This is a genomic window from Pseudoalteromonas sp. SaAl2 (genome assembly GCF_052947895.1).
Window position 1 is genome coordinate 2857448 of the sequence record NZ_CM129605.1, and the last position, 19689, is coordinate 2877136.

At 40.0% G+C, this 19689-nt stretch carries 10 protein-coding genes, 7 pseudogenes and 1 riboswitch; of the genes and pseudogenes, 5 read left to right on the forward strand and 12 right to left on the reverse strand.

The window, feature by feature from the left end; genetic code table 11:
* Positions 1-214 precede the first annotated feature (214 nt).
* The 3 genes and pseudogenes from ACU8V8_RS13515 (at position 215) to msrA (ending at position 5037) form a co-directional block, all read left to right on the forward strand.
* A complete protein-coding gene (locus ACU8V8_RS13515; RefSeq protein ID WP_087531059.1) occupies positions 215-1267 on the forward strand; it encodes an efflux RND transporter periplasmic adaptor subunit in 1053 nt (350 codons plus the stop codon).
* Positions 1268-1270: 3 nt separating this feature from the next.
* Positions 1271-4371, forward strand: a pseudogene (locus ACU8V8_RS13520) (efflux RND transporter permease subunit).
* Positions 4372-4500: 129 nt separating this feature from the next.
* The gene (msrA, locus tag ACU8V8_RS13525) at positions 4501-5037 is read left to right on the forward strand and encodes a peptide-methionine (S)-S-oxide reductase MsrA (protein ID WP_446887858.1); all 537 of its coding nucleotides are present in this window, start codon (positions 4501-4503) and stop codon (positions 5035-5037) included.
* Positions 5038-5131: 94 nt separating this feature from the next.
* On the opposite strand, the gene ACU8V8_RS13530 is transcribed toward msrA, so the two are convergent.
* The 6 genes from ACU8V8_RS13530 to rplU all read right to left on the reverse strand — a co-directional run bounded on the left by ACU8V8_RS13530 (position 5132) and on the right by rplU (position 10357).
* A complete protein-coding gene (locus tag ACU8V8_RS13530) occupies positions 5132-6967 on the reverse strand; it encodes a TonB-dependent receptor domain-containing protein (protein WP_446887859.1) in 1836 nt (611 codons plus the stop codon).
* A gap of 34 nt (positions 6968-7001) precedes the next feature.
* Positions 7002-7154: riboswitch (cobalamin riboswitch) on the reverse strand.
* 288 nt (positions 7155-7442) lie between these two features.
* Positions 7443-7820 (reverse strand): DUF3718 domain-containing protein, encoded by a 378-nt coding sequence (locus ACU8V8_RS13535; RefSeq protein WP_087531063.1) that lies wholly within the window; start codon positions 7818-7820, stop codon positions 7443-7445.
* Between the two features lie 79 nt (positions 7821-7899).
* Positions 7900-8391 carry a type 3 dihydrofolate reductase gene (folA, locus tag ACU8V8_RS13540; protein ID WP_446887860.1) on the reverse strand — a complete coding sequence of 164 codons (492 nt, stop codon included), beginning with the start codon at positions 8389-8391 and terminating at the stop codon, positions 7900-7902.
* Positions 8392-8463: 72 nt separating this feature from the next.
* Positions 8464-9618: an Obg family GTPase CgtA gene (gene cgtA / locus ACU8V8_RS13545; protein WP_087531065.1), complete on the reverse strand. Its 1155-nt coding sequence runs from the start codon at positions 9616-9618 to the stop codon at positions 8464-8466.
* A 153-nt stretch (positions 9619-9771) separates the two neighbouring features.
* Positions 9772-10029 carry a 50S ribosomal protein L27 gene (gene rpmA, locus ACU8V8_RS13550; RefSeq protein ID WP_058561666.1) on the reverse strand — a complete coding sequence of 86 codons (258 nt, stop codon included), beginning with the start codon at positions 10027-10029 and terminating at the stop codon, positions 9772-9774.
* Between the two features lie 16 nt (positions 10030-10045).
* A complete protein-coding gene (gene rplU, locus ACU8V8_RS13555) occupies positions 10046-10357 on the reverse strand; it encodes a 50S ribosomal protein L21 (RefSeq protein WP_004587921.1) in 312 nt (103 codons plus the stop codon).
* A 409-nt stretch (positions 10358-10766) separates the two neighbouring features.
* On the opposite strand from rplU, the pseudogene ispB reads away from it, so the two are divergent.
* Positions 10767-11739: pseudogene (ispB, locus tag ACU8V8_RS13560) on the forward strand (octaprenyl diphosphate synthase).
* Positions 11740-11833: 94 nt separating this feature from the next.
* On the opposite strand, the pseudogene mdh reads toward ispB, so the two are convergent.
* Positions 11834-12770 (reverse strand): annotated as a pseudogene (gene mdh / locus ACU8V8_RS13565) (malate dehydrogenase).
* Between the two features lie 250 nt (positions 12771-13020).
* On the opposite strand from mdh, the pseudogene argR reads away from it, so the two are divergent.
* Positions 13021-13487 (forward strand): annotated as a pseudogene (gene argR / locus ACU8V8_RS13570) (transcriptional regulator ArgR).
* Here argR and ACU8V8_RS13575 read toward each other — a convergent pair.
* The 5 genes and pseudogenes from ACU8V8_RS13575 to ACU8V8_RS13595 form a co-directional block, all read right to left on the reverse strand.
* Positions 13484-14384, reverse strand: a pseudogene (locus ACU8V8_RS13575) (Dyp-type peroxidase). The pseudogenes argR and ACU8V8_RS13575 overlap by 4 nt on opposite strands.
* Before the next feature lie 35 nt (positions 14385-14419).
* Positions 14420-15467 (reverse strand): annotated as a pseudogene (locus ACU8V8_RS13580) (ABC transporter ATP-binding protein).
* Positions 15468-17099 (reverse strand): annotated as a pseudogene (locus tag ACU8V8_RS13585) (ABC transporter permease).
* Positions 17099-18103: a Fe(3+) ABC transporter substrate-binding protein gene (locus ACU8V8_RS13590; protein WP_446887861.1), complete on the reverse strand. Its 1005-nt coding sequence runs from the start codon at positions 18101-18103 to the stop codon at positions 17099-17101. Before ACU8V8_RS13590 ends, ACU8V8_RS13585 begins: the two are co-directional and overlap by 1 nt.
* Positions 18104-18973: 870 nt before the next feature.
* Complete coding sequence (locus ACU8V8_RS13595; protein WP_446887862.1) at positions 18974-19663, reverse strand: tRNA-uridine aminocarboxypropyltransferase; 690 nt, start codon at positions 19661-19663, stop codon at positions 18974-18976.
* Positions 19664-19689 lie beyond the last annotated feature (26 nt).

Sequence of the window (19689 nt, forward strand, 5' to 3'; positions counted from 1 at the left end):
CATAATTATAGCCCATATTATTAATTTGCGAATTTTCATGCAATGCGGACAGCCAGTTTTAAATTTCATAGCATACATTTCTCTTTACAAAACAGGGACAAGTAACAAATTAACCTATATTTACGCCAAACTGACATATTTATGAGATACGCGACAACTTTTTCACGAGGTTATTTTGTACACTATAGCTAATTAATCTTCCGGTATAACTCAGATGTATTCAAAGCAATCAGGCAAGGCGCTATTTCCGTTTATTATTACCCTACTCTTAGGGTTATGTGTTTATCTTTATTTACCTAATAGCCAAGGCGAGCAATTAGGCTACACTCCTACTGCTACACAGGTAACAGCACATACTGTTGCAAGTGAAGAAAATGCTGTTTTGATTGAGGCTATCGGGAGTGCTCGAGCTAATCAAGCTATATATATCAAAAGCGCGCAAAGTGACTATGTGACTGACATTTTCTTTAATGATGGCGACTTAGTGAGTAAGGGTCAAAAGCTAGTACAACTACAATCTCAACAAGAACAACTAACCGTTGAAGAGCTGGCAATTAATTTACGTGAAGAAAAACGTCAACTAGAACGTTTAACTGAGTTATCACGCTCTCAAGCAACCGCAAAATCATTATTAGAAGAACAACTTTCTCGTGTTGATGCAACACAAGCGCAGCTAGAAAATGCTAAAACCAAATTAGCTGAAATGACTATCAAAGCACCTTTTTCAGGTATTTTAGGTAAACGTCAAATATCCATCGGTGCTTATGTTAGTAATAGCACAATCATTACCAGTTTAGATGATATAAGTATTATCAAAGTTGACTTTAAAGTCCCTGAGAAATACCTAGCGCAGTTAAATGTAGGTATGAAGGTCATGACACAAAACGATGCCTACCCAGAGAAGACATTTACCGGCAAAGTAACTCATGTTAGCGCACGAATAGATGCGGTTACTCGCAGTGTTGAGGTAACGGCTAGCTTTTCTAACAAATCAGGCCTTTTACGCCCAGGTATGTTATTAAACACCGCGCTACAACTTAGCTCTAATCAAGCGATGATGGTGCCTGAAAAAGCAGTTATTCCGCAACAAGATAAACACTATGTTTTCCAAATTGAAGATGGTGTAGCAACAAAGGTTGAAGTGCATGTTGCAGGTCGTCATAACGGCTGGGTAGCAATAGATCAAGGGATCAGCAATGGTCAACAAGTTGTGACTGAAGGAATTATTAAAATTCGTTCAGGCAGTAAAGTAACAGTGAAGGGGTAACCTGTGAAAATTACTGATACTAGTGTTAAACGTCCCGTTTTTGCAATTGTAATAAACTTACTGCTACTAACGTTTGGTTTAGTGGCTTTTTCGATGTTACCTCTGCGCGAATACCCTGATATTGAATCCCCTATAGTGAGTGTAAGCACTGACTACACAGGTGCTTCAGCTGAGATTATCGAAACCAAAATAACCCAAGTATTAGAAAATCGAATTTCGGGGATTGAAGGCATAAAGAGTATAAACTCATCAAGTAGGAATGGCCGCTCTAATATTACCATTGAGTTTAATATTAGCCGTGATATTGATGCTGCCTCAAACGATGTACGTGAACGTGTTGCTCGTGCACTGGATAGCTTGCCCGAACAAGTTCGACCACCGGAAGTATCTAAATCAAACAGCGATGAAAGCCCAATAGCCTGGTTTTTACTCAACAGCGATACCATGGACTCACTGCAACTATCTGATTACGCACAACGTTTCATTGTCGACCGCTTAGCGGTAGTTGATGGTGTCTCCAATGTGCGGGTAGGTGGTGAACGTAAATATGCAATGAAAATTTGGCTTAACCGCCAAGCAATGGCTGCGCGCGGTATTACCTCAAGCGATATTGAAAATACCCTACGTACAGAAAATGTTGAGCTACCAGCTGGTGAAATTGAATCTATTGACCGTGACTTTACGGTACGTACTGCTCGTAGTTATAAAGAACAACGTGATTTTCAAAATCTGGTAATCAAACGCGGCGACGATGGCTATTTAGTTCGCCTTGGGGAAGTCGCTGATGTCCGCCTTGAAGCAGCTGACGATGAAAGCTTGTTCCGTGGTAACGGTCGCAACATGGTAGGGCTTGGTATTGTAAAACAAGCAAAAGCGAATACACTGACGGTTGTTGATAATGCTCGTGCAGAGCTTGAAAAAATCAAACGTAACTTGCCTGAAGGCACCACTATTCAAGATAGTTATGACTCATCGATATTTATTAAAGAATCCATAAACGAAGTTTACAGTACCTTAGCTATTTCAATGGCCTTAGTGGTATTAATTATCTTTTTATTCTTAGGAAATATTCGTGCTACCTTGATCCCGGCAGTAACCGTACCGGTCGCATTAGTAGGTAGCTTTATGTTCTTACTCGCAATGGGTTATTCAATTAACTTATTAACGCTGTTGGCGCTCGTTTTAGCTATTGGTTTAGTGGTCGATGATGCCATTGTAATGTTAGAAAACATTCACCGTCGTATCGAATTAGGTGAACCTGCCTTACTTGCCGCTTATCGCGGAGCCCGTGAAGTTGGTTTTGCAATTATTGCGACCACCTTGGTATTAATTTCGGTATTTGTACCTTTAGTCTTTATGGATGGTCGTATTGGTGCATTATTTACTGAGTTTGCGATGGCAGTTAGCGCTGCGGTATTTTTCTCAAGTATTACGGCTTTAACTCTCTCCCCAGCCTTGTGCTCAAAAGTACTAAAACACTCAGATAAACCAAGTAAGTTTAACCAAGGGATGGACCGTTTATTCAGTAAAATTGAGCAAGGTTATCAAAACTCGCTGCGCTCAAATATGACCCGTTCAGGCGGCCTGACTTTAACTTTATTACTTGCTGGTTTTGCCAGTTACTTATTGTTCCAGCAAATACCATCAGAGCTAACCCCTAAAGAAGACCGTGGTACATTCTTTATAATGATGAGCCCTCCTGAAGGCGCAAGCTATGAAAATAACGCCGAAAACATGGCGAAGATCGAAGAGCGCTTAATGCCCTACTCTGAATCGGGAGAGCTTAGCCGGGTATTAATTCGTGTTCCGGGTTGGGGCGGCAGCGGCGGTGTTGCAATTGTTGGCATGGCTGATTGGGATGAGCGTAAACGTTCAACCTGGGAAGTAATGGATGAAATCAGCGGTAAAATGACCGAAGTAACCGATGTACGTGCCTTTGCTATTATGCGACGCGGTATTGGCGGTGGAGGCTCTTCTCGGCCCATTGAATTTGTTCTACAAGGCAACGACTACGATCAACTAGCTGATTGGCGCGATCGTATTATTGAACGCGCTGAGAAAAATCCAGGGCTGGTACGCATTGATCATGATTACAAAGAAACGTTTCCACAATTCTTAATTAGTATTGATAAGAATAAAGCTGCCGATTTAGGTGTATCTGTATCGGATGTTGGCCGCACTCTTGAAACAATGCTTGGACAACGTCGTGTTACCACCTTTATCGACCGTGGTGAAGAGTACGACGTAATATTAAAAGGAACTAAATCTGACTTTACAGATCCAACCGATATTTCAAACATTTACCTAAAGTCACGTAGTGGCGAATTAGTCCCTTTAGATAGCTTAATTAGCCTAAAAGAAGAAGCCACAGCATCACGTTTGAATCGCTATAACCGTATGCGCGCCATTACACTGAGTGCAAACCTTGCCGATGGTTATACACTAGAACAAGCGCTTAACTTTTAAATAAAGTCGCAGCCGAAGAAAATGATATTGATGGCGCAGTAGATTATAAAGGTGAATCACAGTTGTTTTACGAAGGCGCATCAGCCATGACCTATGTGTTTATTTTAGCACTGACGGTGACCTTTTTAGTGTTAGCAGCTCAATTTGAAAGCTTTGTACATCCTTTTGTTATTATGCTTACTGTACCGCTAGGACTCATGGGTGCCATGTTTGGCTTATGGGCGGCAGGCCTTACGCTTAATATTTACAGTCAAATTGGCATTGTAATGCTTATTGGTTTAAGTGCTAAAAATGGTATTTTAATTGTTGAATTTACTAATCAACTTCGTGATAAAGGTGTCGAATTTAGTGAAGCAATTATACAAGCTGCAAGCCAGCGCCTGCGGCCTATTATCATGACATCACTCACCACTGTAATGAGCGCTGTGCCATTGGTACTTGCATCAGGCCCCGGCGCTGAGAGCCGTATGGTAATTGGTGTGGTTGTATTTACTGGGGTTATCGTCGCTACAATACTGACATTATTTGTTGTGCCAGCAGCATATTATGCATTAGCTCGTAATACGCAATCACCTGAGTTTTTACAGCAAAAACTTAACCAACAAGAAGCAGACAAACCACTCAAAGAAGAGCTTTAAGCGATATTCAGCGCTGATATAATCATATATCAGCGCTTCTCTTTGTTTTCATGCAATAAAAAAACCACCTTACTCGTTCTTCTGATAGGCTAGAGCATATTCGCAATTTAACGTTTTATGGAGTAAAGAATGAGCAAAACAATTGAAACAGCGACATTTGGCGGCGGTTGTTTTTGGTGTATTGATGCTGCATTTAGGCGTGTAAAAGGTGTTACCAATGTAAGCTCCGGCTACACAGGGGGCGAAACTGATGCTCCAACCTACCAACAGATATGTACAGGCCTGACAGGTCACGCTGAAGTGGTAAATATTGAATTTGATAGCTCTGAAATAAGCTATGAGAGCTTATTAGCTATGTTTTTCACCCTGCATGACGCAACGCAATTAAACCGCCAAGGTAACGATATTGGCACGCAATACCGCAGCGTAGTGTATTTCCACAATGATGAGCAGCATACCCAAACAGCTGATTACATTGCTCAACTACAAAACCAAATACGCGAAAAAATAGTCACTGAGGTAAGCCCTGCAACCACTTTCTACCCAGCTGAGCAATATCATCAAGACTACTATGAGCAAAACCCAGAACAAGGTTATTGCAGCATTTTAATTGCCCCCAAGTTACAACGTTTTGAAAAAGACTATAAACAGTTTTTAAAAGACTAAATTATTAAATAAAAAAGCCCGTTATGGATTAATCCATAACGGGCTTTTTTATTTAGGGGCTGCAATTAACCAAAGCTCAATTCAGTAAATGTACTTAGAACTGATAACTTGCACCTGCAAAGAAGCGTCGATCAGCCGTATTATAGTAGAACACTTCGCCTGTCGTATAATCCATACTTGAATCAACAGCGTCATACTGCTTATCAAATAGATTTTCAACTCGTAGAGAAAACGACAATGATTGGTTGAATTGGTAGTTTGCAGTTAAGTTCCATAAAGTATAAGAGCTAAGCTTTGTTACCTTACCTTGACGATCACTACGGTATTGCATATTAAAACCCGCGTCGAAATCACCCCACTGTTTCGCAACAAACCAATTTACTGTACGTGGCGAAACATACGTTTGAGCAGCACCTGTTTCTTTATTCTCAGCATCTAAATAAGTAAAATTAAATTGATTATCAAAACCAAGAACTGTATTAGCAAAACTAAACTCCACCCCTTCATGACGAGCTTCATTAATATTTGCAGGTTGCCAATCTCCCGCAGCATTTGGAGCCCATGCTATAAGATTTTCAACATCATTTCTAAAGATAGATATATCAACTTTGGCTTGTGTAAAATCAAGTTTCAAACCTAACTCCTGATTAACTGAAGTTTCCGGAACTAAATCAGGGTTACCCGAGTTGGGGTAATATAAGTCATTGAAAGTTGGTGCTTTAAAACCAGTGCTTTGACTCATTCTAAAGGTAGCATTTTCATGTAAACGATAACCTGCAGCCGCAGTATAAGTTGTTTCATTTCCAAAATACTGATCATCATCATAACGTAAGGCAAAATTAGCGAGTACTCTCTCATTATCGTAGTAGGCACCCACAAAGCCTGCAAATACTTCACGATTATCTTTACTGTAATCACCAGAAGTTTCTGATATATCATCTTCGTACCAGTTAAGACCACCTGAAACATCAAACTCATCATTAATAGCATACAAGCCATTATAATCTATTTGTTCACGTTTAGTTTCAAACGCATCTATCACCGTTGCACCGGTATAGTCTACACGAGAGTTATCAGAGCCATCATTCGCTATTGCGATATCAATTGAGTGAGTTTGTTGCCCAAAGGATTTTTTCCAGCCAAGGCCTAACTGGTAATTTTCAAACTCATTATTTTCAACGGTGCTATCAACTGGCGAAAACGCACTATCATATTGAGCATAGCCCTCACTATATTGCCCCTTCGTTGTTAGCTCCCCCAACAATTCATCGGCATATTGAATGTTAAAGCCTATATTTTTATTTTCATAGCCATCGTCATCCGGTGCTACGCCTTGTAATACATCAAAGCCATCTGTTTTTTCAAAACCAGCATTGAAGGAAGCTGTAACTTTATCTACAACAGTTGTTCCTGCAACCTGATAACTTTGATACGCATCAGAACCAAATGTTGCATCTAGCGTTAAGTCCTGAGCTTGTCGGGTAATAATATTGATTACACCTGCAAGTGCATCGGAGCCATACACCGCTGCTCTAGAGCCTTTAACTATTTCTATTCTTTCAATTGAATTTAGAGGAATATTACTAATTGATTTGTAGCCTAGAGTGGCAGATCCAGTACGAATACCATCAACTAATATAAGTGTATGACGCGAGCTTGAACCGCGAAGAGAGACACCTGAACTTTGGCCAAACCCGCCATTAGAGTTAATTTGAAAGCCCACTTGTGTTTCAAGTAGGCTAGGTAAGTCTCGTACATTACTTATTTCAATATCACTGCGTTCGATAACAGCTACGCTGGCAAGTACATCGTCAATTGATTGCTCAAATTTATTTGCGGTAACTGTAATGCGTTCAATTGGTTGCTCTGCAGACACAGAAAAAGATAACGCAGCAGCGATTGCTACGCCTAGAGTAGATTTTTTTAGCATGATATCCCCTGACTCGTGCCCACCGCACAAGCAATAGTAAATTTGTATCAAGGCCGGTCTCCGGACTCTGTGCTTATAAACACATTACCGTTGCGGGGGCAGTGTTGGGGTTGTAGTCTTCATGTCTACGCACCAACTTCCCGATTATCTCACTAAAAATTTCAATACCTTGAAACCTATACCTTAGTATTTAGTAAGCACCTTGAAAATAGGTCGCTATTGTGATTATTTTAAGGGCGAATGTCAATGGACGGCTATACATCTAAAGTTAAATTAGCGAGTTTGCCTATTTTTGATCAAAGGCACGAGTTGGCGAGTTGGCGAGTTGGCGAGTTGGCGAGTTGGCGAGTTGGCGAAAAATATTAGCGTGACTTTACTTCAAAGAAACTAAATTGAAGATAGTTATTATCTTTTAATACTAAAAACAAAAACCGCAACAAGTGCGGTTTTTTATGATTTATTTTAGCTTTTTAACTTATAAACCAGCGCGATCTTTAATTACTGGAATAAGTGCAGAACCGCCATGGCCATTTGATTCAGCCCAAGCTATATCAGCACCATCTGATAATGAGCTTTTAGATAGATTTTTAACTACATACTCACCCGCATCAACTGCATTACTAGCAATTGCATGGCGTAATAAGTTATTACCATTGCATAAAACCGCATCGTAAATATTACGAATCTTTACTCGTGAGCTTTTCAACTTACTGCGAAGACGGTTTTTATCGTCTGCCGCGATATACTCACAAATTGACACAGCTAATTGATCATCAGCTTTAACCGGAGCGCTAAAAGCCACCGAACCAGAAATAACAGCAGTAACAACTAGTAATGTTGATAATTTAACCATTGGACACCCTTGCGTAATACTTTTTACCTATGCTTATTGGTTATTATTATACCAATCTATAAGTTTAAGCGCAATAATGTTACTCAACTTTATCCAAGGTTACGAATTTATACTGATGTAAATTTTTATCATCGGGGTTATTAATTTGTTCTTCAACCACCTGCCAATTAGCAACTTTTTCATAGTCAGGAAACTGAGTATCTCCTGTAACATCAAGATTTATAAAAGTTAAATACAGTGTGCTTGCTTGTAATAAAAACTGCTGATAGATATTTCCACCACCAATAATCATCACTTCTTCGCAGTCTTTAACCAGCAACAGCGCCTCTTCAGGTGATGTTACTACCTCAACCCCTTGCGCACTGTATTGAGCATTACGACTAATAATAATATTTTTTCTACCTGGCAATGGACGACCGATCGACTCAAATGTTTTACGACCCATGATCACTGGCTTACTCATAGTTACACGTTTAAAATGCTGTAAATCAGCAGGTAAATGCCAAGGCATTTTATTATCTTGGCCAATAATACGATTGTTCGCCATGGCTGCAATCATTGAAATCTTCACAGTAATCACCTAATACTTTATAACTAAACAAGAAAAAAGGAGCATCAGCTCCTTTTTAAAATCTATACGCTACTAACGCTCGTAGACAACTTCAACATCATAGTCATCTTCGTCCCAGTCTTCCCAATCATCATCATCGCTATTTTTAGTTGCATCTTTATGGTAGGTATCCCACTTAAATTCAACTTCTTCATCTTCGATTGGTACAAACTTCTCTTTAGGCATACTATCAAGTAACGCCATGATATCGTGACAAAGTGCTTGTGTATTTTGCTTATTAACAGCTGAGATACGGTAAATATTTGTTTCTTCACCTAGCTCTTCTGCAATTTGTTCACACAATGCTTGTGCTTCATCTTCTGGAAGTAAGTCAATCTTATTAAACACCAACCATCGCGGCTTCTCTGCAAGTTTAGGACTATATTGATGTAACTCATTAATAATGGCAAACGCATTATCAACAGGACTAGAACCATCAACAGGCATGATGTCGATAATGTGCAATAATACACGGCAACGCTCTAGATGTTTTAAGAATCGAATACCTAAGCCTGCGCCATCTGAGGCACCTTCAATTAGACCTGGAATATCTGCAATAACAAATGACTTATTCGCATCTGGACGTACTACACCTAAGTTTGGTATTAGCGTCGTAAACGGGTAATCAGCTACTTTTGGTTTTGCAGCAGATACACTGCGAATAAAGGTTGATTTACCTGCATTTGGCAAGCCAAGTAAGCCTACATCAGCAAGTAGCATTAGCTCAAGCTTAAGCATACGCACTTCACCTGGTGTGCCTAATGTCTTTTGACGTGGCGCACGGTTAGTACTTGATTTAAAACGTGCGTTTCCTAAGCCATGAAAACCACCTTTAGCCACGACTAAACGTTGACCATCTTGTGTTAAATCACCTAAAGATTCCTGAGTATCAACGTCTGTTACACGTGTTCCTACAGGTACTTTAATGTATAGGTCTTCACCTTTTTTACCGGTACAATTACGGCTTTGCCCATTAGTACCACGTTCAGCACGATGAAAGCGCTCAAACTGATAATCGATTAAGGTATTTAAGTTTTCATCTGCTTGTAGATAAACACTGCCACCATCGCCGCCATCGCCGCCATCTGGGCCACCGTCAGGGACATACTTTTCACGACGGAAAGACACGATACCACTGCCACCGTCACCAGCTTCTGCGCGAATTTCTACTTCATCTACAAACTTCATGATTACTCACTTTAGGATTGGCTTGTTAATTACTCTATTATATACCCAAGTGGCCTATAGAGCACACTATGTGTAAGAACACTTGGGTATATATTCTCAAGGCTTAAAACAAAAAACCCCGCAAAGGCGGGGTTTTTTAAGAACCGGCTCTGATTACTCAGATACGATGCTTACGTATTTACGGTTTAAAGGACCTTTTTGTTCAAACTGAACTTTACCATCCGCTTTCGCGAAGATAGTGTGGTCTTTACCGATACCTACGTTTGAGCCAGCGTGAAAACGAGTTCCACGTTGACGTACGATGATGCTACCCGCTAGAACTGATTCGCCACCAAAACGCTTAACACCTAGGCGTTTGCTTTCTGAATCGCGACCGTTACGAGTACTACCAGCTGCTTTTTTATGTGCCATTTCTAAGTACCTCTAATTAAGCGCTAATGCCAGTGATTTTAACTTCTGTGAACCATTGACGATGGCCCATTTGCTTACGAGAATGCTTACGGCGTCTAAATTTAACAACCTTAATTTTCTCACCGCGACCATGTGAAACAACCTCAGCTGTTACTTTACCACCGTTTACGAACGGTACACCGATCTCGATTTTCTCACCATCAGCAACTAAAAGTACTGAATCAAATTCAACTGCTGCACCAGTTTCAACGTCTAATTTCTCAAGACGAATTGTTTGACCTTCAGTCACACGGTGCTGTTTACCACCACTTTGGAAAACCGCGTACATAATTAACTCCGTCTGTGCGCCCTCAAATCGACGCAACTAAAATATTCTTCAATAGGGCGCGAAGTTTACGCTAATGCGTAAAAACTAGCAAGCCTGTTTTTTAATTAAATGAATAAAAAATAGCTGCATTGAGAGCAATTCAATATTTTCACCTATTTTATATTAAATCACAGGTATGCCAAGCGCTTTTTAACACAAGGTGACAAATAAATTACAGCCTTTGCAAAGTCATCATCAGAATAAAAAGTAAACATGTGAATTATCGCTATTTTTAACTTAACCCTTGCAAAACGAGTTAAAAAAGCACTTTAAACCTATTTTTTCAGTGAATTGTCACAAAATATCGAGCGGGCGCGTTTTTTGTTGTACAATCGGCTGCGTATACCCATTAAAATTGGCTCGGAGATCAATGGATATAAAAGCTATCCAGGCGTTAATCGAAAACGATATGAATGACGTCAATCAACTTATACATGCACAAATGCGCTCAGATGTAGCATTAGTAAATCAACTTGGCTTATATATAGTTAATAGCGGCGGTAAACGTGTTCGCCCTATGTTAGCTATTTTAGCGGCAAAAGCGCTTGGTTATAAAGGGAATGATCACATTACCTTAGCAACTATCGTTGAGTTTATTCATACAGCAACTTTATTACATGATGACGTTGTCGATGAGTCTAACTTGCGCCGTGGTACGCCAACTGCAAATGCAGAGTTTGGTAATGCCGCAAGCGTACTTGTGGGTGACTTTATCTATACCCGCTCTTTTCAGCTGATGGTAGGTATTGGCAAAATGCAAGTTATGCAAATACTGGCTGATGCAACCAATGTCATCGCTGAAGGTGAAGTCTTACAATTAATGAATTGTAATGATCCTGACACCACCGAAGACAGCTATATGCAGGTCATCTACTCTAAGACAGCAAAATTATTTGAAGCCGCCACAGGGCTTGCTGCCGTTATTACGGAGCAAGACGAGAGAATTCTTAAGGCACTCAACCTTTATGGTATGCATCTGGGCACTGCGTTTCAATTAGTTGATGATGTACTTGATTACAATGCTGACGCTGAACAGTTAGGCAAAAATATTGGTGATGATTTAGCAGAAGGCAAACCTACGCTACCGCTTATTTATGCAATGCAGCAAGGCAATACAGAGCAGGTTCAGTTAATTCGTGATGCTATAGAGCACAGCAACGGAATGGATCATTTAGAATCTATACTAACGACGTTACGAGAAACAAACGCATTAGAATTTACCATGAAAAAAAGCTGATGAAGAAGCCGATAAAGCCATAGCCTGTTTATCAGTGCTAGATGACTCACCTTATAAAGAAGCACTGATCAGTTTAGCCCGTATTGCTGTTGATCGGAGTCACTAAAAGCACGTATTAAAATACATAACTTCGAGCAAAAAAAAAGCCTGCAATCGCAGGCTTTTTTATTACCACCAATTACTTGGCAGTAATAACAAGATTATGCGTTGATGAAATCAACACCTTCTTGAATATCTTTTTTCAGTGTATCTAACATGTCGTTTTTAGCTTGTTGCTCAAACGCACTTAGCTCACCATAAGAAAGAATTTCTTCTACGCCGTTTTTACCTAAACGTACAGGGTGTGCAAAGTATTCTGCATCACCATCTTCAATAGCTACGTAAGCGTAATCTACAACGTCTTCACCTTGTAATCCCTTAACTAGAGACATACAAAAACGAGCTGCTGCAGCACCCATTGATAATGTAGCTGAACCGCCACCTGCTTTAGCATTTACTACTTCAGTACCTGCATTTTGGATACGTGGAGTAAGAGCTGCAACTTCTTCATCAGTGAAAGTAACACCTTCAACTTGAGAAAGTAGAGGTAGAATAGTTGTGCCTGAGTGACCACCAATTACTGGTACTTTTACAGTTGCAACATCAACACCTTTAAGCTCGGCAATAAATGCTTCCGAACGAATTACGTCAAGCGTTGTAATACCGAAAACACGGTTTGCATCATAAGTACCCGCTTTTTTGAATACTTCAGCAACGATTGGCACTGTGCCGTTTACAGGGTTTGTGATGATACCCACTAATGCTTTAGGACAGTTAGCTACAATACCTTCAGCTAATGTTTTGATGATTCCGGCATTTACGTTGAATAAATCAGCACGATCCATACCTGGCTTACGTGGCATACCAGCAGGGATAAGTACAATATCACAACCTGTTAGCGCTTGATCTAATGCGTCAGCACCAAAACCAGCTACTTTAACATCTGTTGGGATGTGAGAAAGGTCAACAGCAACACCAGGAACCAACTGGCGCAACGTCATATAGTGATAATTCAGAACCAGCTGGTAAACCTGTTTTTAATAATAAAGACAACGCTTGACCGATACCGCCTGCAGCACCTAATACAGCAACTTTCATGGGAATTCTCCGTAATTTAAGGTAGAAAATATTTGTGGCACTAAGATAAAGAAATTAGCGCCTAAAAACAAATTTATCCTGCTTATTTTGCATATAATTTCGACCATAGTTGTAAATAAACTGTTCTATGGACAAAAGCATACCTCAAACGGCGACTTAATAGCTCTATTCACTAATAAAAACAACTACTGCATAAATATTCATTTTTGTGTAGAATTTAGGACATCAAATAACAAAGCAGATAAATGACATGCAACCACAAGATAAGCAAGAAGCGTTAGTTAAAGCCTTTAAATCACTTTTAAAAGAAGAAAACTTTGGTTCTCAAGGCGAAATTGTTGACGCCTTAAAAGAGCAAGGCTTTGATAATATAAGCCAAAGTAAAGTCTCACGCATGTTAAGTAAATTTGGTGCTGTACGAACCCGTAACGCAAAACAAGAAATGGTTTACTGTTTACCTGCAGAAATGGGTGTACCAACAGCAAAAGCCCGCTACGCCAGCTGGTTATTGATATTATGCATAACGAAATGATGATCATCATTCGTACCAGCCCTGGTGCTGCACAATTAATTGCTCGCTTGCTCGACTCTTTAGGTAAAGCCGATGGCGTGTTAGGCACCATTGCTGGCGACGATACAATATTTATTGCCCCAGCTAAGATCTCAGAAATCGATATCACATTAGAGCGCGTGCGCATCTTATTCGATACAGTTTAAAGCTGCTTTAAAAAGTTAATTGATGGGGCGAAAAATGCCGAGCCCATATCGGCTTGCGTAAAGTCGAGCCAATGGTCGTAGCAATCGCCCTGCCCTAACCTACTTTTTAATACTATTTCAAATGCACTACCTTGTGCTGCACAGCTAATCGATAAGACACCTTGTTCATAAACATCACCATAAGGCATGCTTTGGCTTAACAATAAAGCTTGACCGTGCTCATCTTTGAGCTCAGAACCGTACCGCATGGCTCGTTTCAACACTTGGCTCTAATAAGTTATTATCTAATCGAGTGCGACCCATTATTTGTTCTTGCTCATAGAGCGATAAATGCTGCCAAACACTTAAATCATGCTTATAACGTTGAACATGAATATAACTGCCTTGATCTTCAAAATGCCCAGGATTATTTACTAACGCTGTTACACGCTTTTGCCGGCCATGGGGAGTGTTTCCACCTAAAATAAAACCATTAAAATCGCGACCGTCTAAAAATCGAAAATTACGCACTTGTTCAACTAATTCAACATCAGGAGCGAACAATTGCAGTATTTGTAGCGCAAAAAGGTGGTTAACATCTTCTCGATCTGAGCGTATTTGCACAAACAAATCAAATGGTTGAGCCCCCATCACATGATCGTTATGAGTAATATTAGGAAAACTTTGAAGTTGACTCGGGATAAATTCTGGCAATATATGCGGCCAGTATTGTGCGCCTACAGCAACAAAGCTAGATAGCATAGATTCTGAAAATTGATCGGCAAACTCATCCTGAATCGCACTAACTCGCTTTAATTTTTTGCGTAGTGACTCATCATGACCATCAAATACATTAAAAAATAAATGCAAACCGTGTAAGTTTGCTTCAGCACAAATCCCTGATTGCGCTTGCGCCATGGAACATCCTTAACTTAAATTGGACACAGCTTTAATTATTTATCAGTAAAAAAATTTACCGTGTGTGGTTTTATTTTTATTGTAACTAGTTCATTTATATCAAATGACTGCGCTAGTTCAGCGGCAACTTCAATTTCTTGCTCATTAACTACTACTTTATAAACATAACTTGAACCAATAAAACGACGGCTTAGCACCTTAACTGTTTGCTCACATTGCACCGAGAAAGGCGTTAGAGTTAAATGATGCGGGCGAATATATAACTGCCCACTATCTGAGCTATGGTGATGCGCAATAAGCGATTCGACCACTCCGTAGCATGTCGAATATTCAGTCGCCGTTAATACATCTGCATTTAAGTATATGCCCTGACCTAGAAACTCTGCAACCACCTTTGAGTTTGGAGCGCTAAAAAGCTGCTCTGGCGTGCCTTGCTGTGCAATTTTACCTCGATGCATAACAGCCAACGTATCAGAAAACGCAAATGCCTCTTCTTTTGAGTGAGTAACAAACACGGCTGAAACCTGCTGATTTTTAATAATGCGGCGAATATCAGCAATTAATTCAAAACGAACTTGAGTGTCTATATTTGAAAAAGGTTCATCAAGCAATAATAAGCTTGGCTTATAAGCCAACGCCCTAGCAATAGCAACTCTTTGCTGCTGCCCTCCTGATAACTGATGTGGAAAACGCATGGCACAACCTTGCAACTGCACTAACTCAAGCATTTCGTCAACACGTTGCTGCTTTTGGCTTTTACTCATTTTAGTTAAGCCAAATCCAATGTTATCTGCAACTGTTAAATGCGGGAACCAACGCATAATCTTGAAACATCATGCCAATATTACGATGCTCAGGTGCTAAAAAAGTATCCTCATCAGAAACCAACTTAGTATCAATGAACACCTTACCTTGGTTAGCAGTAACAATACCCGCAATCGCTTTTAAAGTGGTTGTTTTACCACAACCGCTTGGTCCAAGCAGACAAACAATTTCATCTTTTTCAACAGTTAAATTTAAATGTTCGATCACTGCAGTATCATTATATTGATACGATAAATTTTCTAAAATTAAACTACTCATTTAACTGTGTTGCTCCATTGAGCGATTAACAAAATACAAAGGCACTAAGCCTACCACTACAATAGCAAGCGCAGAGATAGACGCCAGCTCCAATTGCTCATCACTGACATATTGGAACACATGTGTCGCCAGAGTTTCAAAATTGAATGGCCTGAGCAGTAAAGCAGCCGGTAGCTCTTTCATACATTCAATAAACACTAATAAGCCTGCGGTTAAAATTCCACGTCGTAATAAAGGAATATGCACTTTGCGTAACGTTTGCCCATAGCTTTTCCCCATAGATTGGCTTGCCATATCAAGCGATGGACTAATTCGCATAAAACTCGCTTCAACAGCACCGTGCGCGATTGCGTAAAAGCGCACTACATAGGCAAAGATTATGGCAAATAACGTTCCACTAAGCAGCAGCCCTGGTGCAGCTCCAAAAGGCTCTAACCAAGTATTAAGGCGGTCATCAAGTAAGGTTAAAGGTAGTAGTACAGCAATTGCTAAAACAGTGCCCGGTAATGCATAACCCGTACTGGCTAAGCGCCCTGGTACAAGTGAATATTGTTGTGTGCTAATTCGCTGATAAAACACCACCAGCAAGCTTAAAATAATAGTGATCACACACACAATGCCGGCAACTTTAAAACTTTGCCACGCGTACAAAAAAACGCGTCATTCCACGCTTGCTCGGCATACGCAAATGCATAATTGAGTAACACCGCAACAGGTAATACAAACGCAAAAAATAACACCGCACAACAAAACAAGGTTGCCGACCAAGCAGTCTTCCCCTTTAAGCTGTAAAGGGTTTCACTGTTAAACCCAGACTGGCGCTCAAATACAGCTTGTTTTCGACGGCTAAAACGCTCTATCATCAATGCTAAAAATAGTATTAACAGCATAATACCTGAAATTTTTGCCGCTGCAGTTAATGAGTAATAACCAAGCCAAGTATCGTACACAGCCGTTGTTAGTGTGCTTATTGCAAAGTAGTTAACTGTGGCAAAATCTGCCATCGTTTCCATGCTTATTAAGGTAAGCCCAGCCACTATTGCACCACGAGCAAGGGGTAAGCTCACACGATAAAAACTTTGCAAAGGAGACAAACCCATACTCTGGCTTGCCTGTACTAATTTAAATGATTGTTCGCGTAATGCGGTTTTAAAAATTAAATAAAGATAAGGGTATAGTACCAGTGCAATCATCATGATCGCACCAGGCAAAGTACGAATATCAAAAAACCAGTAATCATCGGGTGATTGCCAACCAAACCAATTCCGCAGTACTATTTGTATAGGGCCTGCGTAATCAAATAGGTCAGTGTACACATAGGCAATAATGTAAGTTGGCATAGCCAGGGGGTAACATTAACGCCCATTCAAACTGCTTTCTACCAGGAAAGCTACAATAGGCTGTAAGCCAAGCTAATGGTAATGCAAGTGCACAACTCACTACGCACACACCCACAATAAGCACTAATGTATTGCGAGTGTAATCCCATAATACGGTATTCCAAAGGTGGCTAAAAACATCAGAGTCGCCTTGCAGCGACTCGAAAAGTAAAAAGCATAATGGGGTTACTAATACAAGGCCAGTAACCCATGCAAAAAGTTGCCATCGTGACCGCGAAAAATTAAGACTCATTAAAGATCGAACTTCACCTCATCAATCAACTTAAGCGCTAACGGACGATATTTGCTAATCTCATCAAGGGGTAAACTGTCTTCCTTAAAGCTACCCCATGACGCTACTAAACTTGATAATTCCACACCTAGCTTAACCGGGTACTCCATATTAACCGAGGCATACATATTTTGTGCCTTATTGTCGGTCATAAACTCTATTAGTTTCAAGGCATTTTCTGGGTTTTTAGCGTACTTAGTAATAACCACACCCGATACATTAATATGTGAGCCTCTATTATCTTGATTTGGGAAGTTGATATTCACCGCATCGGCCCATGGTTTTTGCGCCGCATCTTGGAGCATTTTGCCAAAATAATAGCTGTTGCCTAATGCTAAATCACACAAGCCTTCTTTAACAGCCTTAACCTGAGCGCGATCATTACCTTGTGGTTTACGTGCAAGGTTAGTTTTTACTCCCTCAAGCCACTGTTTAGTTTTAGCTTCACCATGATGTGCTATCATAGATGCCACTAACCCTAAGTTGTAAGGATGTTTACCTGAGCGCGTACACAACTTGCCTTTATATTTAGGATCAGCTAACTCCTCATAGTTTAAATGCGCCAATGCACCAACTCGCTCTTTTGATGAATATACATTACGCACACGCTTAGTCAGTGCAATCCACTGACCTTCATCATCACGAAACTTAGCTGGCACATTATTATTAACCGTTTCACTGCTAATAGTTTGGGTTAAATCAAGTTCATCTAGCTGGACTAAATCACTAAAATTAGATGTCAGTACTAAATCCGCTTGGCTATACTTACCTTCACGTTTCACTCGCTCGATCAGTCCTTTTTTAGCAAATACCACATTAGTTTTAATACCTGTCTGTTGAGTAAAGTCATCCAATATAGGTTGAATTAAAAACGATTGACGAAAAGAATATATATTTACTGCATCATCAGCCAAAACAGGGGCTGAGATTGTCAATCCAAGCAAAATAGCGAGTGTTTTTTTCATAAATATTTTTCATCTAAATAGTAATTATTATCAGCAAATAATACCTTTTCCCTATAAAAAGTGCACCCATTATCTAAGCAAAAGAGATAAAAGGAAATTGCTTGTGAGATATATCTTACGGTACTGACAGCTAATGAGTATAAATAACAGGACAAACGTCATAATCACTCACTAAGCAATTGTTAATAAAGAACTTGTTAAAATATGATAAGAGACAGCCTAATTTTGAGTGTAATTAAATGCCTATTTTGTTTGCTTAAACGCTCTATACTTACTTCATCGGTTAAGCAAACAGGCTTAAATGAGTAAACGGACAAGGAATGATTACTCAGCAACCTCGGATTAAGGTTACGTTAGGAAAATAAGGACTCACGGACAGGCTCAGGATGAGTAACACAAAGGATAGTACACACACGGACAGCGTCAAGATGATGCGAAATGGATGACAACAGGGCTCGAAGGAGAGTTGTTATACAGGAAGTTACAAAGCGGACGAATGGACAGGCCTGAAAGGCAACGCAATGGAACTGTTTAATAAAAGGATAGCATCAGGAAGGTGCGTAACGGATAGGTAATAGATTTTACCAATATGGAAGAATGGATACTACTTGGATACAGGCCCGGATAGCCTAAATTGCGCAGAACGAATAAGTAACAGCGTAATCACATGGATTAGTAAAAATTAGGAGTTGATTAAGTTCAATTGCAGGATGCAGAAAATTAGAAGATTCCGCAAGCGCGACTAGAGATAGTACGCGCTTTTCTTTTGCCTGAAATTCAACTATCAAAAAAACCTATATTTTATTGTGCAAAACATTTTAATAAATATTTATATCTTATTGTAACGCATGCAACGTATAACTTTACTCGCTATAGTGGCCGACCTTTATTTCGTTTACCTAATAAATACGCATCGCGAAACTTCATAAAATGTTGTTCAAGTTTATTGGATGCATCAAACTCACCAGCTAATGCCAACACCATGATTGCGACTTCAGCAGTGCCAAGTTGATGTGCATGAGGTGCAACCCGTAAACGGTAATCCGACAGTTTTTCAGCTGTAATCGATAATACCGGTAAGTTATCAAGATACGGGCTCTTACGAATCATTTTTTTAGCCTCACGCCATGTGCCATCCAAAAAGATGAATAATGGGCGCTTGCCCGGTTGCGGTTTAACCTTCGTTATCACTCGACTAGCATCTTCAACATCTGTGGCAGGAAAAATCACCATTGGCTGATATTGAGGATCGTTTAACAAAGCTAAAAGTTCACGGTCAGGGTCTGTTCTGTCCCAACGAAAGGCGTAATTATCAGGCACTATTTCAGCGATTAAACGCCCAGTATTAGAAGGTTTAAAGCTTTCATTATGATACATCAGCATACAAACAGCTGCATTACACTGAGCCTGCTCAACGCCTTCACAAATACAATAATGCTTTGCGATCAAACACTGTTCACAACGGTCCATTTTACCGCCACGAGCATTAAACTCACGTCGAGATTCGCTAATTTGCTGCGCGCGTAAGGCCAGAACAGCATTGTTTGAAGGGGTTGTCACTGTAGTTAAGTACCTAAAGGTTAATC

Excerpts from the sequence above, each read along its gene's own strand:
- ACU8V8_RS13590 (WP_446887861.1), bottom strand. The coding sequence starts at position 18,103 with ATGAAAAAAACACTCGCTATTTTGCTTGGATTGACAATCTCAGCCCCT.
- rplU (WP_004587921.1), bottom strand. The coding sequence starts at position 10,357 with ATGTACGCGGTTTTCCAAAGTGGTGGTAAACAGCACCGTGTGACTGAA.
- msrA (WP_446887858.1), top strand. The coding sequence starts at position 4,501 with ATGAGCAAAACAATTGAAACAGCGACATTTGGCGGCGGTTGTTTTTGG.
- ACU8V8_RS13530 (WP_446887859.1), bottom strand. The coding sequence starts at position 6,967 with ATGCTAAAAAAATCTACTCTAGGCGTAGCAATCGCTGCTGCGTTATCT.
- ACU8V8_RS13535 (WP_087531063.1), bottom strand. The coding sequence starts at position 7,820 with ATGGTTAAATTATCAACATTACTAGTTGTTACTGCTGTTATTTCTGGT.
- ACU8V8_RS13515 (WP_087531059.1), top strand. The coding sequence starts at position 215 with ATGTATTCAAAGCAATCAGGCAAGGCGCTATTTCCGTTTATTATTACC.
- rpmA (WP_058561666.1), bottom strand. The coding sequence starts at position 10,029 with ATGGCACATAAAAAAGCAGCTGGTAGTACTCGTAACGGTCGCGATTCA.
- cgtA (WP_087531065.1), bottom strand. The coding sequence starts at position 9,618 with ATGAAGTTTGTAGATGAAGTAGAAATTCGCGCAGAAGCTGGTGACGGT.